The organism is Paracoccus xiamenensis (genome assembly GCF_011308835.1).
Classification (GTDB): Bacteria; Pseudomonadota; Alphaproteobacteria; order Rhodobacterales; family Rhodobacteraceae; genus Paracoccus; species Paracoccus xiamenensis.
In genome coordinates this window covers 911,212-935,828 of sequence record NZ_JAAOHY010000001.1, presented here as the reverse complement: position 1 = coordinate 935,828, position 24,617 = coordinate 911,212, and the positions used below count along the sequence as shown (strand labels likewise).

Below are 24,617 nucleotides of genomic sequence, written 5' to 3'. Positions count from 1 at the left end.
GCTATGGGAAAACCGCCGGCAGGCGGTCGGTCCGGTCGAAAGGCAGAGCGCCTATCTATTCCTGCTTTTCATCATCCGGGTGCCCGATATCGACGAACCAGCCGCCAAGGCAGCGAACCGCCGGCGCGCGCGGATCGGGGGTGTCGGTGCGGGCCTCCATCGCGCTGCGGAAGCGTTCGGTATTGTCCTTGGGGTGATAGCCCAGATGTCCCGCCAGACGGTTGTCGACCGGCTTAACCGTGTTGTCAGAGATCCCGAAGCTGACCGTGAAGCCCACCCGCGGCGCGGTCAGTGCGGCGGTCACCAGCCGGACGCAATCGTCGAAGGACAGCCACGACCACAGCATCCTGCGATCCGCCGGTTCCGGGAAGGAGGAGAAGATGCGCAGCATCACGCTCTCTATCCCGAACTTGTCCCAGTAGAGCCGGCCCAGATCCTCGACAAAGCACTTCGACAGCCCGTAAAGACTGTCCGGCCGGTGCGCGGCGGCGGCGTCGATATGGGTTTCCAGATCGTGATAGCCGATCGCGTGGACCGAGGACGCATAGATCACCCGTGGCACGCCATGTTTCCGCGCGCCCTCATAGATGTGATAGCTGCCGCGGATATTGGCGTTCAGAACCTCGTGCCAGGGCCGTTCATGCGGGGCGCCGCCGAAATGGACGATGGCGTCGACGCCTTCGCAGGCGGCCATCACCGCGTCCATATCGGCCAGATCGAAGGTCAGCACTTCCTCGTTCGGCTTGGGATCCGTGACTGGGGCGACATCGGCCAGGCGCAGCTTGCGGGCCAGCGGCGCAAGGCCCCGGCGCAGCTCGGTTCCAAGGCGGCCGGCGGCGCCCGTGATCAGGATGGTGTCGAAACGGGGGCTCATGCAGTGGTCTCCTCGGCAGGTTCAAGTACGGCGACGGCGCGGCCGATGCGCGCCACTGCCTCGGTCAGCACCTCGTCCGACGTGGCGGTCGAGATGCGAAAGAAGGGCGACAGGCCGTAAGCCGATCCGGGGACCGAACCTACATGAGCTTCCGCCAGAAGGTAATCCGAGACGTCGCGGTCGGTTTCCAGCAGCTTGCCCTGCGGCGTGCGCCGCCCGATCAGATCGGCGCAGCCGATATAGGCATAGAAGGCACCTTCTGGCGCGGGCAAGGTCAGCCCCTCGATCTGCGCGATGCCGTCGACCACCAGATCGCGGCGACGCTGGAAGGCCTCGCGAAACTGGGCCACGCAATCCTGCGGGCCACTCAGCGCTGCCAGCGCCGCCGCCTGCATCGGGGCCGCGACCGAGGTGCAGCTTTGGCTTTGCACCGTGGTCATGGCCTTGATCAGCGGCGCAGGCCCCGCCGCATAGCCCACCCGCCAGCCGGTCATGGCATAGGCCTTGGCGACGCCATTCACGATCAGCGTGCGGTCGCGCAATTCCGGGCAGGCCTGCCCGAAGCTGACAAATTCGCGACCGTCGAAGATGATATGTTCATAGATCTCGTCCGACAGGATCAGCACCTGCGGGAAATCCGCCAGCACCGCGCCAAGCGCCTGCATCTCCTCGCGGCTGTAAACCGCGCCCGAGGGGTTGCCGGGGGCGTTCAGGAACAGCCATTTCGAGGCCGGGGTCAGCGCTGCGCGCAGCACCTCGGGGGTCAGGCGAAAGCCCGCTTCGGCCGTGCAAAGCGGCATGACCGGCACGCCGCCCAGCAGCTTCACCATCTCGGGATAGCTGACGAAATAGGGGGCGGGCAGGATTACCTCGTCACCTTCGTTCAGCGTCGCCAGCAGGGCGTTGAAGATGATCTGCTTGGCGCCATTGGCAACGACGATATTGTCGGGGCCACAATCAAGGCCGTTCTCGCGCCGGAACTTGTCTGCCACCGCCTGCCGCAGGGCCAGCGTCCCGGCAGATGCCGTATACAGCGTCTCACCCGCCAGTGCGGCGCGATAGCTGGCTTCCGAGATATGCGCAGGCGTCGGAAAATCCGGCTCCCCCAGCCCGAGGTCGATCACATCCACCCCGGCTGCCGCCAGCGCCTTCGCCGCCTGCGACGCCGCCATCGAGGCCGAAGGCTTCACCACCGAAAGCCGTGTTGCGACATAGCTCATTGCCCGTCCTCCGTCACATAACCTTTTGAGACATCATTTGACCGTGCCGCGTTGCTGCGCCGCGCGGGGTCGCCGTAGCCGCCACCGCCGGGCAGCTCCAGCACCAGCCTGCGGCCGGGCGGAACATGCTGCCAGCCCTTCGGCCGCATCTGCGTGCCATCGTCCAGCCGGGCCGCGCCGGGTTTGCCGTTCTGCCCGCCATTGCGTCCGCGCGGGGCATTGACGATGCGGTCGAACATGGCCGAGAAATCAAACTGGTGACCCTCGGCGGCGGCGATCTCGATCACCTGCCCCAAGCCTCCGCGATATTCGCCGTCGCCGGCGGAATCGGGGCGCAGCTCCTTGCGCCAGATGACGATGGGGCCGGTCTGCTCGGTCGCCTCGATCGGCATGGTCATCACGCCCGAGGGGAAGGCCGTGGCCGACAACCCATCCAGTTCCGGCCGCGCACCCATGCCGCCGGAATTGAACATCAGGATTTCGGCGCTGCGCCCTTCTGCCCCCGGCAGCGGTCGGGCAGAAATATGGATGTTCCACAGCGCCCCTGCCCCCTCGGCCAGGATCTGACCCGGCAGTGCCTGCGCAAGCGCCCCCAGCACCAGATCGGGAACCATATGGCCAAAGACGTGGCGCAGACTGACCGGGGCGGGGCGCTGCGCGTTCAGGATATTCACTGGCGAGGATACCGTGAACGGCTCCAACGAGGCCCAGTTGTTGGGAATATCGGGCGCGATCACGCATTTCATCGCATAGCAGGCATAGGCCTTGGTATAGATGATCGGCACGTTGATGCCCCAGCGGCTGACCGGATCGCTGCCGGTGAAATCGACATTCACCGTCTCGCCGCGCGTTTCCAGCCGCGCCTTCAGGTGGACGGGATCGTCATAGCCGTCGACGGTCAATTCGTTTTCCCATGCACCTTCAGGCAGCGTCGCGATGCGTTCCAGCGTGGCCGCACGGGTGCGCGAGAAGATGAAGGCCCCCAGCTTGTCGAGGCTGTCCAGCCCGATCTCCTCCATCATCTCGATCAGGCGGCGGTGGCCGACATCGTTGCAGGCGGCCAGCGAATAGAAGTCCCCGATCACCTGATTGGGCTCGCGGATATTGGCGCGCAGGATGCGGATCAGGTCGCGGTTCACCTCGCCCTTTTCGGCGAATTTCATGATCGGGATCTGGATGCCTTCCTCATAGACGGATTTCCCATCCGCCCCGAAACCGCGCCCGCCGACATCGACGACATGGGCGGTGCAGGCGAAGAAGCCGACCAGATTTTCGCCCTTGAAGCTGGGTGAGACCATGGTGATGTCATGCAGATGCCCGGTTCCCAGCCAAGGGTCGTTGGTGACATAGGTATCGCCCGGAAACATCTGATCGCGCGGGATTTCAGCCATGAAGTTGCCGACCGCCTCGGCCATTGTGTTGACATGGCCGGGCGTGCCGGTGACGGCCTGGGCCAGCATCCGCCCCTGCGGGTCGAAGACGCCCGCCGACAGGTCGCCGGCCTCTCGCACGGATGTCGAAAAGGCCGTGCGCAGCAGCGTCATCGCCTGCTCCTCGACGACCGAGATCAGTCGGTTCCACATCACCTGCATGCGGATTTCCAGAGTGGCTTCTGCCGGTGCGTCTCTCATGGCTGGGCCTCCTTGCGGGTCAGAAGAAGCGATCCGTCGCTTTGCATCACGACGTCGAAGGGCGAGGTCACAACGGTCGAGGTTTCGCGTTCGGTGATGATCGCGGGGCCGCTGACGCGCGCACCGGGGGGCAGACCGGCGCGCTCAATGATCGAGGACGCCACCATCCGCCCCTGCGCGGGGTCGAACACCTCGCGCAGGACGCCGTTGAACTTGCCAATCTCGCCAAGGGTGATGCGGTGGGGATCGGGCGCGGCTCGTTCGTCCTGCGCCTTGACCGAGAAGGTCACGATCTCGATCTCCAGCCCGTCCAGGCCGTCGATGGCGCGCCCGAAGAAGCGGGCATAGGCGGCGCGGAAACTGTCGCGCAGCCAATCCGCATCGGCCGATGTGAAAGGCCGGTCCGGCAGCAGCACCGGGATTTCCCAGCCCTGCCCGACATAGCGCATGAAGGCGGTGGCTTCGCGCTGGATCGCGCCCTTGCTGCCTTCGCGGACGAAACCTTCGGCGGTGTCGGTCAGATCGGCCAGCAGCGCGTTGATGCGGTCCGCGTCGAAATCCGACAGCCGCACCACCTGCGAAATCAGCGCCTCATAACCGAAGGGGGCTTTCAGAAAGCCGATGGCCGAGCCCACGCCCGCGCCCGGCGGCACCAGGCATTGGTCGATCCCCAGCTTCTCGCACAGTCGTGCGGCATGCAGCGGGGCCGCGCCGCCAAAGGCGATCATGATATTGTCCGAGATATTCTTGCCGTTTTCCACCGCATGGACGCGCGCGGCATTGGCCATGTTTTCATCCACCACCTCGACAATACCGAAGGCTGCGGCCTCGACCGGCAGGCTGAGTCGTGTGCCCACATCGCGCGAGATGGCGCCTTCGGCATTGGCCATCGACAGCCGGATCGCGCCGCCGGCGAAATTGTCGGGATCCAGTTTGCCAAGCGCCAGATCGGCATCGGTGATCGCGGGCTTCTCTCCTCCCCGCTGATAGCAGGCTGGACCGGGTTCCGAGGCCGCCGATTCCGGGCCAGTCTGGATGCGGCCCATGGCATCGACCCAGGCAATGGACCCGCCCCCTGCCCCGATCTCGATCATCTCGATCACCGGGATAGAAATCGGCATGCCAGAACCCTTGCAGAAGCGATAGGTGCGCGCGACTTCGAAGGTGCGGGCGGTTTTCGGTGCGAAATCCTCGATCAGGCAGATCTTGGCGGTGGTGCCGCCCATGTCATAGCTGACGACTTTTTCCAGCCCGAAACGCTGCGCGACGTCGGCGGCAAAGATCGCGCCCCCTGCCGGGCCGGATTCGACCAGCCGCACCGGGAATTCGGCGGCAGTGTCGACGCCGATCAGCCCGCCGCCGGAATGGATCATGAAGACCGGGCAATCCGCCCCCATCTCCTTCAACCGCACCTGCAAGCGGGTCAGATAATCCTGCATCTGCGGGCGGACATAGGCGTTGGCGCAGACGGTGTTGAAGCGCTCAAACTCGCGCATCTGCGGCGAAACCTCGCTTGAGATCGAGATCGGCACGGCGACCTTCTCGGCGATGATTTCGCGGGCGCGGCGTTCATGTGCGGGGTTCATGTAGGAATGGATGAAGCCGATGGCGACGGCGCCGAAACCTTCGGCTGCGATGCGGTCGGCCAGTTCTTCCAGTGCGACTTCGTCCAACGGCTGCAATTCCTGCCCTTGCGCGCCGATGCGGCCCGCGACGGTAAAGCGGTCCTCGCGCGGGATCAGCGGCGTGGGCAGCCGGAGGTTCAGGTCATATTGTTCAAAGCGGTTTTCGGTCCGCATCTCGATCACGTCCCGGAACCCCTCGGTCGTGATCAGCGCCGTGCGCGCGCCGCGCCGTTCGATCAGCGCATTGGTGGCCAGCGTCGTGCCGTGGATGACGATGTCCAGATCGGCGGGCGTGATGCCTGCGTCGCGCAGCACGACCTCGATCCCGTCCAGGATCGACTGTTCGGGGGCAGCGTAATTCGTCAGCACTTTGGTCGAGAACATCTGCCCCCGGCATTCAAGGGCGATATCGGTGAAGGTGCCGCCAATATCGGCGCCAAGGCGGATCGCGTCGGTCATGCGGTTTCCTTTGCGGCTAGGGCTGCTTCGCGCATCTGGGTCAGGGTCTGGCGCGGGGTCAGTGCCTCGGGCGAGATGTTCAGGTCGAGGACCGCGCCCGTCGGCGAACCCATGGCGCGGGCGAAGGCGGCGGGAAAAGCGTCGGTGCTGTCGACCTTTTCGGCGTGGAAGCCGTAGGCGCGGGCCAGCCCGATGAAGTCGGGGTTTTGCAGCGTGGTGCCTGATACGCGGCCGGGATAGCCGCGTTCCTGATGCGCCCGGATGGTGCCATAGATGCCGTTGTTCAGGATCAGCACGATGGGCTGCGCGCCGGCCTGCATTGCGGTGCCGAGCTCTTGGCAGTTCATCTGGAAATCACCGTCGCCGGCGAAGCAGACCACCACGCGGTCAGGATGGGCCAGTTGCGCGGCGATGGCGGCGGGCAGGCCGTAGCCCATCGCCCCCGATTGGGGGGCCAGCAGGCGCGCCTTGGGACCGTAGGCGAAGAACTTGTTTGGCCAGACGGTGAAATTGCCCGCGCCGTTGGTCAGGATTGCATCATCCGGCAAGACATCGCGCAGATGCGCCGTCACCGCGACCATATCGACCGGCGAGGGCTGGGCCGGGGCATTGAGGCTGGCCAGCCATGCCGTCCGCGCGCTTTCGCGCCACGCAGCCCAATCGCCACTGACAGGAGACAGCGCGGCCACGAAAGCATTCGGCCCGGCATGGATGCCAAGGGTCGGCTGATAGATCTTGCCGATCTCACGGTCCGATCCGTGGACATGGATCAGTTTCTGCGCCGGCACTGGCACATTCAGCAGCGTATAGCCGTCGGTGGTCATCTCGCCGAAGCGGGTGTTGATGGCGAGGATCAGGTCGGCATCAACGATCAGCGCCCTGACATGCGGCGGCATCCCGACACCGGCCTCGCCCGCATAGCAGGACGAGAAATTGTCGAACTGGTCTTGATAGCGGAAGGCGGCGACGACCGGGATGTCCGAGGCTTCGGCGAAGCCCTGCAGTGCCGCCTGCCCTTCCTGCGTCCAGTTGCAGCCGCCCATCAGGATCAGCGGGCGCTGTGCCGCGGCCAGCATCGCACGCGCTTCGGTGACGGCCTCGGGACTGGGCGCGGGTTCGGCGATCCGGGCCGGGCCAGTCAGCGGGGCTGCGTTCGTCAGACTTGTCAGCATATCTTCTGGCAATGCGATGACCACCGGGCCGGGCCGTCCGGTGGTGGCCGTCACCCACGCGCGGCCGAGGATTTCGGGAATGCGGGTCACATCGTCGATCTCGACCGCCCATTTCGCCATGGTGCCGAAGACGGCGCGATAGTCGATTTCTTGAAACGCCTCGCGGCCTTTCATGTCGGTGCCGACCTGCCCCACAAAGACGATCATCGGCGCCGAATCCTGCATCGCAGTATGGATCCCGATCGAGGCATTGGTGACGCCGGGGCCGCGGGTCACGAAACACAGGCCCGGGCTGCCGGTCAGCTTACCCCAGGCGGCAGCCATGAAGGCGGCACCGCCTTCGTTCCGGCAAAGCACGAAATCCAGCTTGCCGGCAGTGTCGTGCAGCGCGTCCAGAACCGCCAGATAGCTTTCGCCCGGCACGCCAAAACCCTTGCGCGCCCCCAACGCGATCAGGCTTTCGACCAGCAACTGACCTCCGTTGCGTATCATCCCTGCGGCTCCCTTTGCGTGCATCCTGACATCAGACTGCCTTTCCAGCCGGGCCGAGAAAACAAAGAAGCACGGCCAACATGAAAGTAAGTCTTTGCGTTCACGCAGACTTTTGCGCTTGGAAATGCGCAAAGTGGCCCTTCCGGCGCAGGCGCGCGCCGGCCGCAAAAGGTGATCTTTCGGGTCGGGCCGCTCAGTGCCCCATGACCTGCGACAGGAACTGGCGGGTGCGCTCGTTCTTGGGGGCTGAAAAGAAGGTCTCGGGGTCGGCGGTCTCGACGATCTCGCCGCGGTCCATAAAGATCACGCGGTCGGCCACGCGGCGGGCAAAGCCCATCTCGTGGGTGACGCAGATCATCGTCATCCCGTCCGAGGCAAGGCTGACCATCACATCCAGCACTTCCGAGATCATCTCGGGATCCAGCGCCGAGGTCGGCTCGTCAAACAGCATCACCTTGGGTTCCATGCACAAGGACCGCGCGATGGCCACGCGCTGCTGCTGGCCGCCCGACAGCTGGCCCGGATACTTCTGCGCCTGTTCGGGGATGCGCACCTTTTCCAGGTAACGCATGGCGGCGGCCTCTGCCTGCGCGCGCGGGGTCTTGCGAACCAGCATGGGCGCGAGGACGCAGTTTTCCAGCACCGTCATATGCGGGAACAGGTTGAAGTGCTGGAAGACCATGCCGACCTCGCGGCGGATCTCGTCGATATTGCCGACATCGTCGTTCAGTTCGATCCCCAGCACCTCGATCAGGCCGGAGTTATGTTCCTCCAGCCGGTTGATGCAGCGGATCATCGTTGATTTGCCAGAACCCGAGGGGCCACAGACGACCACCTTCTCGCCGGGCTCGACCCTCAGGTCTATGTCCTTCAACGCATGGAAATTGCCGTAATATTTGTTCATGGCCGCAATGCTGACGGCAAGATCGGAACGGGTCATCCGGATGCTCCCTAGAACGTGCCGACCGCCATGCGCCGTTCCAGATAGGCGCCATAGCGGGACAGGCTGAAGACAAAGACAAAATAGATCAGGGCGATGAAGGCGTAGACCTCGCGGTAAGCAAAGGTCCAGTCACCGGTGCCATAGGCGGCATTGCCCGAGGCGAGGATTTCGAAGAAGCCGACGACAATGACCAGCGAGGTTTCCTTGAACGAGATGACGAACTGGTTGATCGTCGCTGGCAACGCGTTGCGCATGGCCTGCGGCAGGATGATCCGGCTGATCCGGTGCCAATAGCCGATGCCCAGCGATTTCGCTGCCTCGTCCTGACCCAGCGCCACCCCCTGCATGCCGCCGCGAATGATCTCTGCCTGATAGGCGGCGAAGAACAGCGCGGCGCCGCAGATGACGCGGTACAGCTTGCCGGTCTGCAACCAGCCGGGCAGCATGAAGGGCACGACGACCGCGAAGGCGAACAGGATCGACAAAAGCGGCAGGGACCGCACCGCGTCGATGAAAAGCCCGATCCCCTTCGAGATCACCGGCAGCTCTGACCGGCGCAGCAGTGCAAGGACGATCGACAGCGGAAACCCGATCAGGCAGGTGGCGACGAAGATGAACAGCGTCAGCGCCAGCCCGCCCCATTTCTCCTCTCCGATCAGCGGCAGGCCCAGCAGGCCACCCTTCATCAGCAGATAGAAAAGCCCGGTGCCCAGCACCCAGACCGCCGCCAGCCGCCTGCCCGCCCAGAAGGCCGGAACGCAGCTGAGCACAACCATCGCCACGACGACGACGCAAGCCAGCGCCGAGCGCCATTGCTGGTCGAACGGATACAGCCCGAACAGGATGATCCGCCAGCGCTGCGCGATCACCGTCCAGCAGGCACCGGCGGCGGCGCGGCAGGTTTCGGGGCTGGCCTGCCCATCCCAGACGGCGGAAAACACCGCCCAATTCAGCAGAGTCCACAGGATCCAGCCCAGCAGCCCTAACCCGAGGATCGAGATCACGGACTGGATCGGCGTCGGGAAATAACGCCGGCGGACGTTGTCAAACCAGCCGGGCGGCGTGTTGGCGATTGTGCGTTTTGGTGAGGTGTCGGTCATCGCATCAGCCCCGCAACTGGTTGCCCTTCAGGGCAATCGCCTTGTTGATCCGGTTGAAGATCGCCGCCAGCGTCAGGTTGATGGCCAGGAAGCCTGCCATGAGGATGGCAATCGCCTCGATGGTCTGGCCCGACTGGTTGATGGTGACGGCAACGATCATGAAGAAGTCGGTAAAGCCGATGGCGATGCCCATCGTGGTGGCCTTGATCAGCCAGATGTACTGGTTGGCCAGGATCGGCAGCATCGCCCGCAGCGCCAGCGGCAGCCGGATACGGAAGAAGCTTTGCAAGGGCGTCAGGCCAAGGGCGTGGGCGGCCTCGGTCTGGCCGCGGCCCACGGCCTTGAAGCCCCCGCGCACGATTTCGGCGATATAGGCCCCGCCATAGATGCCGATGGCGATCAGCATGGCGCTGAACTCCGGCGGGATGCGCAAGCCGCCGCGAATATTCAGCCCTTGCAGTTCTGGCCGGCTGATCAGCGGCCCGGCCGCGTCACGACCAACCAGCAGGATGACGAGCGCGGCGAGGATACCACCCGCCAGCACGCCACGCACCAGGCCGCGCCGCTCCTCGGGCGGGCGGGAAATGCGGCGGGTCCGCGCCAGCCAAAGCGGCAGCACCAGCGCCAGCAGCAGCGTCAGACCTGCCGCCGCCAGATACCAGCCGCCGACATTCAGCGCCGGCATATACAGGCCGCGGCTGGACAGGGTCAGCGGCCCGAAGTCAATGGCATTGCGCGGGGCCGGCAGGTGGGTAACCAGCGCATACCAAAAAAACACCTGCAAGATCAGGGGGATGTTTCGGAAGAAATCGACATAGCTGCGCCCCAGCAGGTTCAGGACGGGATGGGCAACGGTGCGCATGATCCCGATGGTTCCGCCGATCAGCGTGGCCAAGGCCAGCCCCAGCGTGCCGAGAAACAGCGTGTTGACGATGCCGATCAGGAAGAACCACCAATAAGGGTCTGAGGCCGAATGCGGCAGCAGCGAAAAGTTGACGTCCCAGCCGGTGGCCTTTTCCAGCAAACCAAAGCCCGACACGATATGCTGGGCCTGCAGGGTCTGCTGGGCGTTGCGCCAGCCGCCGACGACGATGACCAGCACCGCCGCCACGAACAGGACTTGCAGCAGGATGTTGCGAATCTTCTGGTTGCGCAGAAAGCCGGGCATCGGAACCCTCCGTCACGGTAAGACGGCGCCGCCACAGCGGCAGCGCCGCCGGATTTCAGTCGATCACATAGGGGTAGAGCACGCCGCCATTGTTCCACAGCGCGGTCATCTCTCGGTCCATCTTGTAGGGAGAGTCCGCCCCCAGCGTGCGGTCAAAGATCTCGGCATAATTGCCGACATTCTTGATCACGTTATAGGCCCAGTCATCCGACAGGCCCAGCGAGGCACCCATGCCGGGGCTGCCGCCCAGAAACTTTGCCACATCGGGGCTGGGCGGATTGGCCTTGATCTCGTCGACATTGGCCGAGGTGATGCCTTCCTGTTCGGCAAACCACAGCGCCGAAAGCGTCCAGTTGGCGATGTCGATCCAGTTGTCGTCGCCCGGTCGCATCACGATCACCTCGGGCTCTACCGCCAGGACGTCGGGCAGGATGACATGTTCGTCAGGGTTGCCTTTGGCGGCGCGGGCGATGGCGAGGACCGGTCCCCATTGGGTGTAAAGATCGCAGCGGCCCGAGAAATAGGCCTGCTCCAATTCCTCGGTCTTTTCGATGATCACCGGCTCCAGCGTGATGCCCAGCTTGGCCCCGTAAGATGCGATCTGCTGTTGCTGCGTGGTCCCGGCGGGGATGCAGACCGTGCCGCCATCGGCATCCTTCAGCGAGGTCAGTTCCAGTTCCTTATGGGCCATGATCTTCGTGGTCCCGAGATAGTAGGACAACGAGAATTGCAGCCCCAGTTCGGTATCGCGGCTGAGCGTCGCGCCCGAGGCCTTGATGACCATGTCCACCTCGCCCGATTGCAGCGCGGGCCAGCGTTGCGCCCAGCTGATCGGGATGATGGTCAGCTTGGTGGGATCGCCGAAGATGGCGGTGGCGACGGCGCGGCACAGCTCGATATCGATGCCTTGCCATTCGCCCTTGTCATCGACCTCGGCAAAGCCAAGGTAGGATCCATCGTGGCCGGTGCACAGCAGATTGCCGCGTTCCTGCACCGCCTTCAACGTGTCGCCATTGGCCGCCCAGGCCGCGCTGCCCGAAAGGGCAAGGGCGGCGGCGGCAAGAAGACCGTATGTTCCAGAACTCATCGAAGTCACTCCCAGTTGGTTTCGGCTTTCTTGGTCTTGGTCGTCAGCCCGCCCGCAAGGATGCCGGTCGGGATCGTTCAGCTGGCCACCCTGCCGGCGCGGTCGTCTCGGGCCGGATCGGGGTGGCGCAGATCGTGGTTCCAGTCCTGCGCAACCATCCAGCGATGCAGCGCTGCCACGCCCTGCACGCGCAGATGCCCGCGCGGCACCAGCAGATAGAAGCCGGGCACCTGCGCCTCGGGCATGTCGGCCAGCACGTCGCGGCCAAGCGGCGCCATCAGCGCGCCCGCGCGCATGTCGGCGTCGGCCTCGTGGGGCGACAGCAGCCCGACGCCGATCCCCTGCAAGGTCGCGCGCCGCATCGAGGCGGCATCGTCAAAGCCGATGCTGCCGTGACGTTCGCCGGCGGCGACGCCCAGATGGTCAAAAATGTCGTTCCACAGCCGCTTGGATTTCACCGTGTCCAGCAGCGTGCAGTCCAGAAGATCGGTAGGCGTCTTCAGCCGGGCGGCGATCTCGGGCGTGCAACAGATGACTTTGGGATCGCGCACCAGCAGGGTGCATTCCACATCGCTCCAATTGCCATAGCCCCATTGGACGGTCATATCGACGTCGTCGCGGGCGAAGTCCGGCAAGTCGATCATGGTCGTCAGCCGCAGGTCCAGATTGGGCATTTCCTCGCGGAACTCGGACAGGTGGCGCAGCAGGTAATTGGTGGCGAAATAGGGGCTGGTGTTCAGGTTGATGCGGTCGCGATAACTGCTGCGGGTGATGCGGCGTACACCCTCGGCGAATTCGGCGAAACCGGCCTCGACATAATGGGCCAGCAGGATGGCCGCCTCGGTCGGCTCGATCGAGCGGCCCTTGCGTTCGAACAGCGCCACCTGCAGCGAATCCTCCAGCAGCTTGATCTGCTGGCCGACCGCCTGCGGGGTGACGTAAAGTTCGTCCGCCGCCTGACGCAGGCTTTTGTGTCGGGCGACGGCGTGAAAGGCGCGCAGGGCGTTCAGGGGCGGAAGGCGCAGCTTGCCGCTCCCCTGACCTTTCCCGCGCGCGCTCTCTCCGTCATGCATAGATGTAACCACCCGAAACGATGACGTTTTCCCCGGTCATATAGGTGTTCTTCGGGCCGCCCGTCATCAGCACCCATTCGGCGATCTCGGTCGGCTGGGCACCGCGATTCAGCGGGCTGGCCTTGGCCAGTTCCTCCAGGAAACCCAGTTGACGGGCGCGTTCGGTGGCCATGCCGGCGGGCGCAACCGAATTGACCAGGATCCCGTCGCCGGCAAGATGATGGGCAAAGGACCGCGTCAGGCTGACCACTGCCGCCTTGGTGGCGGCGTAATGGGCGTTCTGCGGATGGGCCTTGAAGGCATCGACCGAGGTCAGGTTGACGATGCGCCCGCGCACATGAGCCTTTGGTTCCTGCCCGCGCATGTGGTCGGCCGCGGCGACCATCATGTGATAGGTGCCCTTGATATTGATCCCGTTCGAGGCGTCCCAGTCAGCGTCCAAGATCTCCATGATCGGTTTGCGGGGATAGATCGCGGCGCAGTTGATCAGCGTATCGACGCGGCCAAGCTGAGCGGCCACCGTCTTGAATGCCGCGTGACATTCCGGGCCGTTCTGGATGTCGGCCACGGCCGAGGCCGTTGGCAGGCCCTTGTCGTGGGCGGGTTTCAGCGCCGCCTCGGCAGCGTCGCTGTTGATATCGATGATGCCGATGGCGCTTGCGCCGGCATCCACTGCCATCTGCGCCAAAAGCGCCCCGAGACCCGAGCCGCCACCGACGATCAGCACCGAAAGATCCTTCATCATCACACCTTTTTCGCAGGAGGGGTTGGGCGCGTCGGCACGATGTCGAAGCGCGAGACGGTAGCCCATTCGGGCAGATCCAGAACCGCGCGAACCATGCGCGCGATGTCTTCTGGCTGGACGGCCTTGCTGGCATACATGGCCGCCCGCGCCGTATCGTCGAGGATGTTCTTGTAAAGCGCGGTCTCGACCCGGCCGGGGACGATCTCGGTCACGCGGATGCCAAAGGGTGACAGGTCGGCGCGCAAGCCCTGGGCAAAGCTGGCAATGGCGCCCTTGGTCGCCGAATAGACCGCCATGTTCGGAAAGACCGCATGCGCGGCCGCCGAGCCGGTGAACAGGATGTCCCCCCGTCCACGGTCGCGCATCTGCGGCACCACCAGCCGGGTCAGGGCAATTGCCGCGCTGAGATTGACCTCCAGCGCGGTGTCGATATCGGCCATGGCCATATCGGCGAAATTACCCAAGGGCGGCATCATCCCGGCATTGTTGACCAGCACGTCGATTTCCAACCCCTCCAGCGCGGCATGGGCGGCCTCTCGGTCGGTCACGTCAAGCGCGATTGGGGTGATGGCGGGATGGGCGGCGCGCAGCGCGTTCAGCCCCCGCTCACCGCGGGCAATGGCAAAGACCTGCCGGCCCGATTGCGCCAATTCCAGCGCGATGGCCAGTCCGATCCCGCTTGATGCGCCCGTCACCAGTGCTGCGCCCATGGGCCTGTCACCTTTCCTGATCCTGCCACCCAGTGTCCGGCCAGATGTCAGTTCACAAAATCAAGAATTTCCAACAATACGAAAGTAAATCTTTCCATAAGTCAGGCAAGCAGGCTTTATTCACCGCGAAAGCGCAGGCGGGCGTACCTTCGGCCGACGCAGATAAGGCCGAAATTACAAAGCTGCGCTTACCGGTTGCCGCAACCGCTCAGGCCCCGGCCGCGGGCATGGCCCGGGCAAACAGGGCACGGGCAGCTTCGGCATTCGCCGATGGATCGCCCTTCACCCCTGCGGTCGCCGCCAGCGCCTTCATCCGCTCAAGGCTGTTGACCAGATGGCGCCGCATCGCGTCACGGGCGGCGGCAGGGTTGCCGGCCGAGATGGCGGCGACGATGCGCTGATGTTCATCATGGATGCGGGCGTAATAGCCATCTTTCAGATCGGCGGTCACGATATCGCCCAGTTGAAAGCGCGGCACGATCAGCGGGCGCAGATATTCCAGAAAGGCCAGCATAAACGCGTTTCGCGCGGCTTGGGCGATGCGCAGGTGAAAGTCGTAATCGTAATGGATCTCGACCACCGAAGGGTCGGCATGGGCGCGGTCGATCCGTTCCATCAGCGCGGCGATCTCCTGCGCCTCGGCATCGCTGCGACGCTCGGCGCACAGCCCCGCCGATTCCACCTCGACGCTCAGGCGCAATTCCAGCAGCGCAATGGTTTCGCCCAGTGTCTGCAACGCTTCTTCCGAGATCTGAAAGGCCGGTTGACGCGGCGCCTCGCTGACGAACATGCCGCGGCCTTGCTGGGGGATCACCAGACCGGCGGATCGCAGCCGCGCAATCGCTTCGCGCACGACGGTGCGGCTGACCTCGTATTCGGCGCAAAGCTCTGCCTCTGTCGGCAGCTGCGCGCCGGGTTTCAGCACGCCCGAGGCGATCTTGTCGGACAGGCTTTCCCAGACGAGGGTCGAGAGTGGTTTGCGCTTGGCCATCAGCCTTCCTTGATCGGATTTCCGCGCAGATAATGCGCATAGGGGGCCTGAATCAACCAGCCCGCATCAACCGGCAGCGTCACCCCGGTGATCGAGGCGGCCCGGTCCGAACACAGAAACAGCGCGGCTTCTGCAACATCTCCGGGCAGCACGAATTTCTTCAGTGCCGTACTGTCAGTGATCGCGTCCGGGTCACGTTCCCCCGCCGCGATCTTTGCTTTCAGCCCGTCCGACAGCGTATAGCCGGGCGCCACGGCGTTGACGCGGATGCCATGCGGGCCAAGTTCGGCCGCCAGCATGCCGGTCAGGGCCGTCACCGCATGCTTGCCCGGGGTATAGGCCGGCAGCGACAGTGGGGCGAAAGAGGCCAGCGAGCCGACATTCAGGATTGCCCCCCGCCCTGCCCGCTTCATCAACCGCCCGACGACCTGACAACCCAGCAATGTCCCACGATAATTGATCCGCCAGAGCCGTTCGTCCTCATCCAGATCCTGGTCGAGGACGCGCTTGCCGCTTTGCAGGATACCAGCGCAGTTTACCAGCACCTGCGGTGTCCCGATGGCGTCATCCGTCGCATCCGCCAGCGCCTGAACCGAGGCCGGATCGCCCACATCGACGGCGATGAAATGCGCCTCGGGCGCGCCGGCCCGCCTGCTGGCTTCCGCAACCTCAAGGCCGCGCGTGGCGTCGCGGCCGGCAATCAACACCCGCGCACCATCGACCGCCATCCGCAGCGCGATGGCCTTGCCGATACCCGAGGTTCCGCCGATGACGACGGCGCTTTCGACCTCAGCCATCATTCCGGTCCTTGCGGTCGATGTCGAAGAATTCAGCCATCGCCTCGACCTGATAATCCATCATCGGTCGACCCGGCTGGATCTTGCAGCCGATGCGTCTTGCCGCTTGCAGCAGCGGCGTCTCGGCGGGCTCCATGATGATGTCGACGACGGTCATGTCGGGTGTCAGCGCGGATATGTCCAGCGGCAGCGGATCGGTTGGCTTCAGCCCCATGGGCGTTGCATTGACGACCAGATCCATCCCGGTCGGATCGGCTGCGCCGACCACAACCCGGCAGGTCGGGAAGGCCTTGGCCACCAGTTCCGCCAGAGTCTCGGCGCGGCTTTCGTCCACGTCGCTCAGCCGGATTTCTGCGGCGCCTGCCTCGGCCAGGCAATAGGCCAGCGAGGCCCCCGCCCCGCCCGCGCCAACCTGCACCACCCGCTTGCCGGCGACCTGGTGGCCCGCCGCTTTCAGCGCGTCGATGAAGCCCACGCCGTCGAAATTGTCAGCGTACCAGCTGCCGTCTGGATTGCGGCGAACGGAATTGGCGCTGCGCACACGCACCGCCCGGTCATGGCCGCCCGCGCATTTCTCGAACACTGCCGCCTTATAGGGGACCGAGACGATAACACCGCGCACATTTTCCGCCGCTGTCAGCCCCTCCCAGAAGATGTCGAAATCCTCGGGCCGGCAGCTCAGCGGGACCATCAGGCTGTCGAGGCCTTTTTCCTCGAAGATCTGGTTGAAGATGCCGGGGCTTTTGGCGTGGCCCACCGGATGGGCCAGCATCACGAAAACATCTGCCTTGCCGGTTCCGCGCATCATGCACCGCCTTTCACATTCGGGACATTCGCGATGGGGTGATCTGCCATGCGTTCCAGCGCTTCGACCATGGCCGAGTGGTCCTTGTCGGCCCCACCATGGGCGACACAGGCATTCAACAATTCCTGCGCGGTCGCCGTATTGGGCAGGGCCACGCCAAGCGTTCGCGCACTGTCCAGTGCCAGCCCCAGATCCTTCTGGTGCAGCCGGATCCGAAAACCCGGCGCGAAGCCGCGCTGAATCATCCGCTCGCCATGTACCTCCAGCACGCGCGAGGCGGCAAAGCCGCCCAGCAGCGCCGCACGGACTTTTGCGGGGTCGCAACCGGCCTTGGCGGCGAAAACCAGCGCCTCGGCCACGGCCTCGATATTCAGGGCAACGATGATCTGATTGGCGATCTTGCAGGTCTGACCGGCGCCGTTATCAGTGCCGACAAGGGTGATGTTCTTGCCCAGCAGCTGGAAGATCGGCAAGGCGCGCTGGAAATCGGCATCCGCGCCGCCGACCATGATCGTCAGGCTGGCGGCCTTGGCCCCGACCTCGCCACCAGAAACCGGCGCATCCAGATAACCCGCGCCCGCATCTCGGATCCGTTCCGCGATCCGCGCGGTGGCAATCGGGCTGATCGAGCTCATGTCGATCACCAATGCGCCGGACTGCACACCCGCAACCACGCCCTCCGGCCCCAGCATGACCGTTTCGACATCGGGCGTGTCGGGCAGCATGGTGATGACGATCTCGCTGAGCCGCGCGACCTCGGCCGGACTGTCCACCACCCGCGCCGTGATCCCTTCGGGCAGGCCTGCCCTGTGCAACGTCACCGTCAATTCATGCCCGGCTGCGGACAGGTTGCGTGCCATCGGCGCCCCCATGACCCCCAGGCCGATAAAACCGATTTTCACCGCGATGATCCTTTCACTTGCGACTCATTGCGTCTCGGCATTATCGTCATTCATAAGACATCATACAACATACAAATCTGCATGATGGAGCGGAGCATGATGCAAGAGCGTGAGAATGTCCTGAAGCAGACCCTGGCAGATGGGGGGCCCGCCTTTGGCCTGTGGTGCTCACTGGCCGAAGCGCTGACCACCGAGGTCATGGCGGGTGCAGGTGCTGACTGGTTGCTGATCGACGCCGAACACAGCCCCAACGACCTGCGCAGCGTCGTGAGCCAATTGCAGGTCGCCGCTGCCTTCCCATGCGAGCCGATGGTTCGCCTGCCGGCGGACGACGCAAACCTGATCAAGCAGTTCATGGATGGCGGGGCCCGCAGCCTGATGATCCCGAATGTGCGCACGGCCCAGCAGGCGCGTGCCATCGTCAACGCCATGGCCTATGCGCCGCTCGGGGGAATTCGCGGTTTCTCGGTCGGGCACCGCGCCAACCAGTTCGGGCGCATCAAGGATTACCACAGCAAGGCCCGCGACCGGCAATTCCTGGCAGTGCAGATCGAATGCGAGGCCGGGGTTGCCAATGCCGCTGAAATCGCAGGCGTCGAGGGCGTCGACGCGCTGTTCGTCGGACCGGGCGATCTGTCGACCAACCTCGGCGCCATGGGCAATCCCAATGCGGACCATGTGCAGGCGGCCATCACCTCGGTTCTGGACGCGGCCCGCCGGGCGGGCAAACCCGCCGGTATCCTTGCGCCGCTGAAATCCGACGCTGACCGTTATCTGGCGAATGGCTTCACCATGGTCGCCATCGGATCCGATCTCGGGCTGCTGGCACGCGCTTCGGACGCGCTTGTCGCCGCCTTCAGAAGCTGAGAGCCGACATGCCTATTCCCGCCTACAAGGCCCCGAAATCCCGCGCCTATGACATCGTGATCGCCGGCGGTGCCGTGGTCGGTTCGTCGACCGCCTATTGGCTCAGCCAGAAATTGGGGCGCGAGGCGTCGGTGCTGGTGGTCGAACGCGACAGCAGCTATGAATTTTCCTCGACGGCGCTGTCGACAAGCGCCATCCGGCAGCAATATTCGAACCCGATCAACGTGAAGATCAGCCAGTTCGGGATCGAATTCATCCGCGATTTCCCCGAACGGATGGCCCCCTTCTTCCGCGATGAGGCCGCGCCGGATCTCGGCTTTCGCGAACATGGTTATCTTTACTGCGTGTCTCCCGAGGGGGTCGACCCCGCGCGCGAGCGGGTCGATCTGCAACGCAGCCTCGGCGCGCATACGGTGTTTCTAGAGCCTGGCCCGCTGAAGGAACGCTTCCCCTGGCTGAATGTCGACGACCTCGGCGGCGGCGCCTGGGGGGCGCGCGACGAAGGCTGGTTCGATTCGATGGGCATGCTGAACGGGCTACGCCGGGCCGCGCGCTGCAGCGGCATCGAATATATCGACAATGCGGTCATCGGGTTGGGGATGCAGGGCGGCCGTGTGGCCTCGGTCCGGCTGGCAACGGGCGAAGAAGTCGCATGCGGCGTGCTGGTCAATGCGGCCGGTCCCCGCGCCCAGCAGATCTGCGACATGGCGGGACTGTCAATCCCGGTCGCGCCCTTCAAGCGCTACAGCTTCGTTTTCGCCAGCTGCACGCCGATCCCCGGCCGGATGCCCAATGTCATCGATCTTTCCGGCACCTTTGTCCGGCCTGAGGGCGAGCTGTTCCTGACCGGCAACACGCCGCTGAACGACGGCCCCGCCGATTACGACGATTTCGAAATTCACCACGACGAATTCGACGATCGCATCTGGCCGGCGCTGTGGCACCGCATCCCCGATTTCGACGCCTTGCGGGTCAAGCAGTGCTGGACCGGGCATTACGAATACAACATGCTGGACCATAACGGCATCGTGGGCTTTCACCCGGAGGTGACGAATTTCATGTTCGCCAACGGCTTTTCCGGCCACGGGCTGCAGCAATCCCCCGCGGTCGGCCGCGCCGTCGCCGAACTGATCGTCGATGGAGGTTTCCAGACCCTCGACCTGAGCGCCTTTCGATACGAGCGCATCCCCCTGAACGAACCCTTCGTCGAGGAAGCGGTCATCTGACAGCAGGCCTGCGCGGGCCAACGCCGCGTGCTGGCAGGCCCGCCGCCCCGTCGTTTTCAGCCGCGCCCGATATAGGGCATGGCGGTGGCCATCACGGTCATGAATTGCACATTCGTGCCTTTGGGAAGCGTCGCCATATGCCAGACCGAGCGCGCGACATCTGCCGCCGCCATCACCGGCTCAACCCGCATTTGCCCATCGGCCTGCGGAACACCCCGGGTCATCTTTTCGGCCATGTCGGTCATGGCGTTGCCGATGTCGATCTGGCCGCAGGCGATATCGAAGGCGCGCCCATCCAGCGACAGCGACCGCGTCAGCCCGGTGACCGCGTGTTTCGACATCGTATAGGCGGCCGAGCCATAGCGCGGCACCTGCGCTGAAACCGAGCCGTTGTTGATGATCCGCCCGCCTTGCGGATCCTGCTGCCGCATCTGCGCAAAGGTTGCCCGCGCCGCCAGGAACATGCCCGTAATGTTCACATTCGCCAGCGCCAACCAATCCTCGACCGCGATCTCGTCGATCATCGCGGTGGGCAGCGAGATGCCGGCATTGTTGAACAGCACGTCGAGCCGTCCAAACCGCGCCGCACAAGCGGCCACTGCGGCACCAATGGCTTCGGCGTCGGTCACATCGCAGGGCAGCAGCATGGCACCGGCCGCGCTTTCGGCGGTATCGGCCAAGGCGTCCTCGCGCCGGCCCACCAACCCGACATTCCAGCCATTTTGCAGGAACAGCCGCGCCGTTTCCCGCCCGATTCCGCTGCCGGCCCCCGTGATCAGGATTGTTTCGGTCATCCTCTCCTCCTTCATCATCGCGCGTTGACAGGTTAAAATGTTATCGTTACCATTAACGCAGGGAGAGGATTCGGGCAAGCTGTTTTGCTGCCTGCGAATCCGGTCAACCAGAGGGAGGAACCGACAGATGATTGAACGCGGCACCGCCGTGATCTGGGTCCTGATCGAGGCGCTTCTGGCGCTTCTTCTGGCCGGCATGATCATCCTGGTATTTACCAATGTCGTGATGCGCTACGGTTTCAACTCTGGCCTGCGTTGGGGGATCGAGCTGTCCCGCCTGGCCTTTGTCTGGATCGCCATGCTCGGCTCGGCGCTGGCGCTGCGCAGCAATGAACATCTGGCCGTCACCGAGGTGGTGGAAACATTCCTTCCCAATGCACTGCGACCGATCTGGGTCGTGACGCGGCTGGTCATTATCGGGCTGCTGGCGATCTTCGTCATCGGCTGCTGGCGGCAGATGAACCTGAACTGGGTCAATATCAGCCAGGTGACCGGCTTGCCGACGGCGTTGATCTATATGGCGGGCGTGGTCGGTGGCGGCCTTATGATCGTCGTGGCGGCCGCCCAGATCCTCAACCCGGTCCCCTTTGGCCGCCATGACGAAAGGCCGATCGAATGACGCTGGCGCTTTTCCTTGGGGTCCTGATCGGCTCTATCCTGCTGGGTCTTCCGGTGGCCTTCGCACTGCTGCTGTCCTCGCTTGCACTGATGCTGCATCTGGACACGTTCAGCGTCGACATCATGGCGCAATCGCTGATCAACGGCATCGACAGCTTTCCGCTGCTGGCCATCCCGTTCTTTCTGGTCGCGGGCGAGGTGATGTCCGTCGGCGGCCTGTCAAAGCGTATCGTGCGGCTGGCCACCAGCCTGATGGGCCACCGCAAGGGTGGTCTGGGCTATGTCGCGATCTTCACCTCGGTTCTGCTGGCGGGGCTGTCGGGTTCGGCCGTGGCCGACGCGGCGGCGCTGGTGTCGATCCTGTATCCGATGATGAAACAATCGGGCTATCCCGAGGGGCGCTCGCTGGGCCTGCTGGCAGCTGGCGGGATCATCGCCCCCGTCATTCCGCCCTCGCTGCCGCTGATCGTGCTGGGCGTTGCCGGCAATATCTCGATCGCGCAGCTTTTCATCGGCGGCATCGTGCCCGGCCTGATGATGGGGGCCGCGCTGATGATCACCTGGTCGATCACAACCCGCAACGAGGATCTCGCCGTCGCGCCCCGTGCCAGCGCGGCAGAACGCTGGGCGGCGCTGCGCGACGGGATCTGGGCGCTGTTCATGCCGATCCTGATCATTGGCGGCATCCGTTCCGGCATCGTCACGCCGACCGAGGCCGCCGTCGTCGCCGCTGTCTATGCCATCCTCGTCTCGATGCTGATCTATCGTGAGATGACCTGGAAGACGCTGTTCCGCACGCTGATCTCGGCCGGGCGTTCCACCGCGATGGTGATGTTCCTTGTCGGCTCGGCGATGGTTGCGGCGTGGCTGATCACCATTGCCCAGCTGCCGCAGCAGCTGGCGGTGGCGCTTGGCGGGCTGGTCGACAATCCCCGCCTGCTGATGCTGGTCATCATGATCGTGGTCTTCCTGGTCGGCATGGTCATGGACCTCGTGCCCTCTGTCCTGATCCTGGTGCCGCTGATGCTGCCAGTGGTGAAGCAGGCGGGCATCGACCCGGTCTATTTCGGGCTGATGTTCATCATCAATTCCTGCATCGGGCTGATCACGCCGCCCGTGGGTTCGGTGCTGAACGTCGTCTGTGGCGTCGGCAAGGCACCGGTGTCGCGGGTGGTGCGCGGCACCCTGCCCTTCGTCGGCGCCTATCTGGTCCTGCTGGGCCTGTTCATCCTGTTCCCCAGCCTCATCACCGTGCCGCTCGGCCTGCTGACCGGCAAGTAAACCCAAAACGACGAAAACAAGGAGGATCCCATGACCCAATTTTTCCGTACCACCGGACTGGCGGCCGTGATGGCGCTGGCAGGCTTTGCCGCCCAGGCGCAGGTCACGCTGAAGCTGGCCCACCCGGTGCCCGAGGCCGATCTGCAGCAGAACCTCGCCGTCGAATTCAAGCGCGTGATCGAGGAAAAGACCGGCGGCGAGGTGACCGTCCAGATTTTCCCCAACGGCCAGCTGGGCAATGATCAGCAGATGATCGACGGGACGCGCTCGGGCATCATCGACGTGGCGCTGATCGGCCTGAACAACTATACCGGTCTGGTCCCCGAAGCCGGCGCGTTCGAGCTGCCCTTCATCTTCCCGACGCGCGAGGTCGCCTATAAGGTGCTGGACGGCGCACCGGGTCAGGCAGTCGCGACGCAGATGGAAACCCACGGGCTGAAACTGCTGGGTTACGGCGAAAACGGTTATCGGAACATGACCAACAATCGCGGACCGATCCGCGCGCCGGCTGATCTGGATGGGCTGCGGATGCGGGTCAACAACTCCAAGGCGCTGAACGACATGTTCGAGATCCTCGGGGCCAACCCGCAGCAGCTGCCCGTGGCTGAACTGTACACGGCGCTGGAAACCGGCGTCGTCGATGCGCAGGACCACCCGATCGGCGTGGTCGTGTCCTTCAAATTCAACGAGGTCCAGCAATATCTGAGCCTGACCCAGCACGCCTATTCGGCGCTGGGTCTGACCATGAACAAGGCCAAGTTTGACGGCCTGACGCCCGAACAACAAGCCGCCATCACCGAGGCCGCCAAGACCGCCATCGATCTGCAACGCGGACTGGTGCAGGAGAAGGAAGAAGAAATGATTGCCGGGCTGGAGGCCGAAGGGATGGAGGTCAACCGCGACGTCGATGCCGCTGCCTTCCAGGCCGCGATCAAGCCGGTCTGGGACAATTTCGTCGCCGAGAACGGCGATGAGCTGCTGAACCAGGTGCTTGAAACCGCGAAGTGATTGCCTATCCCGCGCCGGTCGAGGCGCGGGCCACAAGCTGCGGCTCGATCTCGATCAGGGTCGGGCCGTTTTTCGTGACCTTGCCGCGCAGCAACCCGGCGATCAACTCGCCCGCCTGTTCGCCCATGCGGGCCGGAAACGGGTCAATGGTGGTCAGCGCGGGCACCGACACGCCCGAAATCTCGAAATTGCCGAAGCCGGCAATGGCAATGTCGTCGGGCACACGGATGCCGCGACGGTGGCATTCGGTCAGCGCGCCGAAGGCGGCGGGATCAGCCACCGCGATCACGGCCTCGGTATCGGGCAGCGTATCCAGCAGGATCGCCATTGCCGCCGCGCCTTCACGCATCGACACCGGCGGGCGTCCGACAGTAATCAGCCGCGACGGGTCGAGCCCGCGATCCTGCATCGCCGTGACAAAGCCCCGCCGACGGTCGGCGCCGCGGGTGTCGAAGCTGGAATCGCCACCGATGAAGGCGATCTTGCGATATCCGCGCGCCGACAGATGCGCGACCATCACCCGCATCGCATCGGCATTGGAAAAGCCCACGACATTGCCCAGCGGCTCCTGCGGCAGATCCCAGGTTTCGATCACCGGAATGGCAGCGTTCTGCATCATTCGCCGGGCGCGTTCAGTGTGGTGCCCGCCGGTGATGACAAGCGCCTCTGGTTGGCGACGTAGCAACTGGCCGATCAGACGCTCTTCCTCGGCCATGTCGTAATTGGTGCGCCCCAGCAACACCTGCAGGCCTGCCGGATCCAGCCGACCGCTCAGCGCGGCGACAGTGTCGGCGAAATTGGCATTGTTGATCGACGGGATGGTGACGGCCACAAACCCGCTGCGCTGCGAGCGCAGGTTCGAGGCGACGGCGTCAAAGACATATCCCAGTTCATCGGCGACATTGCGGATGCGTTCGCGCGTGTCGTCGCTGATCGAGGCATCGCTGCGGAAGGCACGCGACACGGTCATCACCGAAACGCCCGCAGCCGCTGCCACTTCCTTCATTGTTGGTTTCGTGCTCATCCCGG

At 64.3% G+C, this 24,617-nt stretch carries 23 protein-coding genes; 5 read left to right on the top strand and 18 right to left on the bottom strand.

Annotation, left to right across the window (positions count from 1 at the left end; genetic code table 11):
- Positions 1 to 55 precede the first annotated feature (55 nt).
- The 16 genes from G7044_RS04590 to G7044_RS04515 form a co-directional block, all read right to left on the bottom strand.
- Positions 56 to 874 carry an NAD-dependent epimerase/dehydratase family protein gene (locus G7044_RS04590; RefSeq protein ID WP_166326450.1) on the bottom strand — a complete coding sequence of 273 codons (819 nt, stop codon included), beginning with the start codon at positions 872 to 874 and terminating at the stop codon, positions 56 to 58.
- The gene (locus G7044_RS04585) at positions 871 to 2,094 is read right to left on the bottom strand and encodes a pyridoxal phosphate-dependent aminotransferase (RefSeq protein ID WP_166326448.1); all 1,224 of its coding nucleotides are present in this window, start codon (positions 2,092 to 2,094) and stop codon (positions 871 to 873) included. Before G7044_RS04585 ends, G7044_RS04590 begins: the two co-directional genes overlap by 4 nt.
- Entirely contained in the window at positions 2,091 to 3,725 is a 1,635-nt protein-coding gene (locus G7044_RS04580; protein WP_166326446.1) for a hydantoinase B/oxoprolinase family protein, read from the bottom strand. The genes G7044_RS04585 and G7044_RS04580 overlap by 4 nt, the downstream gene beginning before the upstream one ends.
- Complete coding sequence (locus tag G7044_RS04575; protein ID WP_166326444.1) at positions 3,722 to 5,809, bottom strand: hydantoinase/oxoprolinase family protein; 2,088 nt, start codon at positions 5,807 to 5,809, stop codon at positions 3,722 to 3,724. Before G7044_RS04575 ends, G7044_RS04580 begins: the two co-directional genes overlap by 4 nt.
- The gene (locus G7044_RS04570; RefSeq protein WP_166326442.1) at positions 5,806 to 7,473 is read right to left on the bottom strand and encodes a thiamine pyrophosphate-binding protein; all 1,668 of its coding nucleotides are present in this window, start codon (positions 7,471 to 7,473) and stop codon (positions 5,806 to 5,808) included. Before G7044_RS04570 ends, G7044_RS04575 begins: the two co-directional genes overlap by 4 nt.
- A gap of 193 nt (positions 7,474 to 7,666) precedes the next feature.
- Positions 7,667 to 8,413: an amino acid ABC transporter ATP-binding protein gene (locus tag G7044_RS04565; RefSeq protein ID WP_166326440.1), complete on the bottom strand. Its 747-nt coding sequence runs from the start codon at positions 8,411 to 8,413 to the stop codon at positions 7,667 to 7,669.
- 11 nt (positions 8,414 to 8,424) lie between these two features.
- Complete coding sequence (locus G7044_RS04560) at positions 8,425 to 9,516, bottom strand: amino acid ABC transporter permease (RefSeq protein WP_166326438.1); 1,092 nt, start codon at positions 9,514 to 9,516, stop codon at positions 8,425 to 8,427.
- A gap of 4 nt (positions 9,517 to 9,520) precedes the next feature.
- Positions 9,521 to 10,684, bottom strand: coding sequence for an amino acid ABC transporter permease (locus tag G7044_RS04555; RefSeq protein ID WP_166326436.1), 1,164 nt, complete (start codon positions 10,682 to 10,684; stop codon positions 9,521 to 9,523).
- A 55-nt stretch (positions 10,685 to 10,739) separates the two neighbouring features.
- Positions 10,740 to 11,771, bottom strand: a complete 1,032-nt coding sequence (locus G7044_RS04550; protein WP_166326434.1) for an amino acid ABC transporter substrate-binding protein — start codon at positions 11,769 to 11,771, stop codon at positions 10,740 to 10,742.
- 77 nt (positions 11,772 to 11,848) lie between these two features.
- On the bottom strand, positions 11,849 to 12,844 hold the full coding sequence (locus tag G7044_RS04545) for a LysR substrate-binding domain-containing protein (protein WP_166326432.1): 996 nt from the start codon (positions 12,842 to 12,844) through the stop codon (positions 11,849 to 11,851).
- Positions 12,837 to 13,589, bottom strand: a complete 753-nt coding sequence (locus tag G7044_RS04540; protein ID WP_207630160.1) for an SDR family NAD(P)-dependent oxidoreductase — start codon at positions 13,587 to 13,589, stop codon at positions 12,837 to 12,839. Before G7044_RS04540 ends, G7044_RS04545 begins: the two co-directional genes overlap by 8 nt.
- Positions 13,589 to 14,299, bottom strand: a complete 711-nt coding sequence (locus G7044_RS04535) for an SDR family oxidoreductase (RefSeq protein WP_166326430.1) — start codon at positions 14,297 to 14,299, stop codon at positions 13,589 to 13,591. The genes G7044_RS04540 and G7044_RS04535 overlap by 1 nt, the downstream gene beginning before the upstream one ends.
- A 208-nt stretch (positions 14,300 to 14,507) precedes the next feature.
- Positions 14,508 to 15,290, bottom strand: coding sequence for a FadR/GntR family transcriptional regulator (locus tag G7044_RS04530; RefSeq protein ID WP_166326428.1), 783 nt, complete (start codon positions 15,288 to 15,290; stop codon positions 14,508 to 14,510).
- Positions 15,290 to 16,087 (bottom strand): SDR family NAD(P)-dependent oxidoreductase, encoded by a 798-nt coding sequence (locus tag G7044_RS04525; RefSeq protein WP_166326426.1) that lies wholly within the window; start codon positions 16,085 to 16,087, stop codon positions 15,290 to 15,292. The genes G7044_RS04530 and G7044_RS04525 overlap by 1 nt, the downstream gene beginning before the upstream one ends.
- Positions 16,080 to 16,895, bottom strand: coding sequence for a shikimate dehydrogenase family protein (locus G7044_RS04520; RefSeq protein WP_207630159.1), 816 nt, complete (start codon positions 16,893 to 16,895; stop codon positions 16,080 to 16,082). The genes G7044_RS04525 and G7044_RS04520 overlap by 8 nt, the downstream gene beginning before the upstream one ends.
- A complete protein-coding gene (locus G7044_RS04515; RefSeq protein ID WP_166326424.1) occupies positions 16,892 to 17,794 on the bottom strand; it encodes a 2-hydroxy-3-oxopropionate reductase in 903 nt (300 codons plus the stop codon). The genes G7044_RS04520 and G7044_RS04515 overlap by 4 nt, the downstream gene beginning before the upstream one ends.
- 96 nt (positions 17,795 to 17,890) lie before the next feature.
- On the opposite strand from G7044_RS04515, the gene G7044_RS04510 reads away from it, so the two are divergent.
- Together G7044_RS04510 and G7044_RS04505 are read left to right on the top strand one after the other, a co-directional pair.
- Positions 17,891 to 18,661 (top strand): HpcH/HpaI aldolase family protein, encoded by a 771-nt coding sequence (locus G7044_RS04510; RefSeq protein ID WP_207630158.1) that lies wholly within the window; start codon positions 17,891 to 17,893, stop codon positions 18,659 to 18,661.
- Between the two features lie 8 nt (positions 18,662 to 18,669).
- A complete protein-coding gene (locus G7044_RS04505; protein WP_166326422.1) occupies positions 18,670 to 19,887 on the top strand; it encodes an NAD(P)/FAD-dependent oxidoreductase in 1,218 nt (405 codons plus the stop codon).
- 56 nt (positions 19,888 to 19,943) lie between these two features.
- On the opposite strand, the gene G7044_RS04500 is transcribed toward G7044_RS04505, so the two are convergent.
- A complete protein-coding gene (locus G7044_RS04500) occupies positions 19,944 to 20,681 on the bottom strand; it encodes an SDR family oxidoreductase (RefSeq protein WP_166326420.1) in 738 nt (245 codons plus the stop codon).
- Positions 20,682 to 20,808: 127 nt separating this feature from the next.
- On the opposite strand from G7044_RS04500, the gene G7044_RS04495 reads away from it, so the two are divergent.
- Genes G7044_RS04495 through G7044_RS04485 form a run of 3 tightly spaced genes read left to right on the top strand, consistent with a single transcriptional unit; the run spans position 20,809 to position 23,588 of the window.
- On the top strand, positions 20,809 to 21,300 hold the full coding sequence (locus G7044_RS04495; protein WP_166326418.1) for a TRAP transporter small permease: 492 nt from the start codon (positions 20,809 to 20,811) through the stop codon (positions 21,298 to 21,300).
- Positions 21,297 to 22,580 (top strand): TRAP transporter large permease, encoded by a 1,284-nt coding sequence (locus G7044_RS04490; RefSeq protein WP_166326416.1) that lies wholly within the window; start codon positions 21,297 to 21,299, stop codon positions 22,578 to 22,580. Before G7044_RS04495 ends, G7044_RS04490 begins: the two co-directional genes overlap by 4 nt.
- A 30-nt stretch (positions 22,581 to 22,610) precedes the next feature.
- Entirely contained in the window at positions 22,611 to 23,588 is a 978-nt protein-coding gene (locus G7044_RS04485; RefSeq protein ID WP_166326414.1) for a TRAP transporter substrate-binding protein, read from the top strand.
- Positions 23,589 to 23,592: 4 nt separating this feature from the next.
- Here G7044_RS04485 and G7044_RS04480 read toward each other — a convergent pair whose 3' ends face one another.
- Complete coding sequence (locus tag G7044_RS04480) at positions 23,593 to 24,612, bottom strand: LacI family DNA-binding transcriptional regulator (protein ID WP_235931128.1); 1,020 nt, start codon at positions 24,610 to 24,612, stop codon at positions 23,593 to 23,595.
- Positions 24,613 to 24,617 lie beyond the last annotated feature (5 nt).

What these genes read in the sequence shown, in the direction of transcription:
- G7044_RS04590 (WP_166326450.1), bottom strand. Translation starts at nt 874, where the DNA reads ATGAGCCCCCGTTTCGACACCATCCTGATCACGGGCGCCGCCGGCCGC.
- G7044_RS04520 (WP_207630159.1), bottom strand. Translation starts at nt 16,895, where the DNA reads ATGATGCGCGGAACCGGCAAGGCAGATGTTTTCGTGATGCTGGCCCAT.
- G7044_RS04500 (WP_166326420.1), bottom strand. Translation starts at nt 20,681, where the DNA reads ATGACCGAAACAATCCTGATCACGGGGGCCGGCAGCGGAATCGGGCGG.
- G7044_RS04490 (WP_166326416.1), top strand. Translation starts at nt 21,297, where the DNA reads ATGACGCTGGCGCTTTTCCTTGGGGTCCTGATCGGCTCTATCCTGCTG.
- G7044_RS04510 (WP_207630158.1), top strand. Translation starts at nt 17,891, where the DNA reads ATGATGCAAGAGCGTGAGAATGTCCTGAAGCAGACCCTGGCAGATGGG.
- G7044_RS04540 (WP_207630160.1), bottom strand. Translation starts at nt 13,589, where the DNA reads ATGATGAAGGATCTTTCGGTGCTGATCGTCGGTGGCGGCTCGGGTCTC.
- G7044_RS04505 (WP_166326422.1), top strand. Translation starts at nt 18,670, where the DNA reads ATGCCTATTCCCGCCTACAAGGCCCCGAAATCCCGCGCCTATGACATC.
- G7044_RS04565 (WP_166326440.1), bottom strand. Translation starts at nt 8,413, where the DNA reads ATGACCCGTTCCGATCTTGCCGTCAGCATTGCGGCCATGAACAAATAT.
- G7044_RS04495 (WP_166326418.1), top strand. Translation starts at nt 20,809, where the DNA reads ATGATTGAACGCGGCACCGCCGTGATCTGGGTCCTGATCGAGGCGCTT.
- G7044_RS04555 (WP_166326436.1), bottom strand. Translation starts at nt 10,684, where the DNA reads ATGCCCGGCTTTCTGCGCAACCAGAAGATTCGCAACATCCTGCTGCAA.
- G7044_RS04575 (WP_166326444.1), bottom strand. Translation starts at nt 5,809, where the DNA reads ATGACCGACGCGATCCGCCTTGGCGCCGATATTGGCGGCACCTTCACC.
- G7044_RS04550 (WP_166326434.1), bottom strand. Translation starts at nt 11,771, where the DNA reads ATGAGTTCTGGAACATACGGTCTTCTTGCCGCCGCCGCCCTTGCCCTT.
- G7044_RS04525 (WP_166326426.1), bottom strand. Translation starts at nt 16,087, where the DNA reads ATGGCTGAGGTCGAAAGCGCCGTCGTCATCGGCGGAACCTCGGGTATC.
- G7044_RS04485 (WP_166326414.1), top strand. Translation starts at nt 22,611, where the DNA reads ATGACCCAATTTTTCCGTACCACCGGACTGGCGGCCGTGATGGCGCTG.
- G7044_RS04480 (WP_235931128.1), bottom strand. Translation starts at nt 24,612, where the DNA reads ATGAGCACGAAACCAACAATGAAGGAAGTGGCAGCGGCTGCGGGCGTT.
- G7044_RS04530 (WP_166326428.1), bottom strand. Translation starts at nt 15,290, where the DNA reads ATGGCCAAGCGCAAACCACTCTCGACCCTCGTCTGGGAAAGCCTGTCC.
- G7044_RS04570 (WP_166326442.1), bottom strand. Translation starts at nt 7,473, where the DNA reads ATGATACGCAACGGAGGTCAGTTGCTGGTCGAAAGCCTGATCGCGTTG.
- G7044_RS04560 (WP_166326438.1), bottom strand. Translation starts at nt 9,516, where the DNA reads ATGACCGACACCTCACCAAAACGCACAATCGCCAACACGCCGCCCGGC.
- G7044_RS04535 (WP_166326430.1), bottom strand. Translation starts at nt 14,299, where the DNA reads ATGGGCGCAGCACTGGTGACGGGCGCATCAAGCGGGATCGGACTGGCC.
- G7044_RS04545 (WP_166326432.1), bottom strand. Translation starts at nt 12,844, where the DNA reads ATGCATGACGGAGAGAGCGCGCGCGGGAAAGGTCAGGGGAGCGGCAAG.
- G7044_RS04585 (WP_166326448.1), bottom strand. Translation starts at nt 2,094, where the DNA reads ATGAGCTATGTCGCAACACGGCTTTCGGTGGTGAAGCCTTCGGCCTCG.
- G7044_RS04580 (WP_166326446.1), bottom strand. Translation starts at nt 3,725, where the DNA reads ATGAGAGACGCACCGGCAGAAGCCACTCTGGAAATCCGCATGCAGGTG.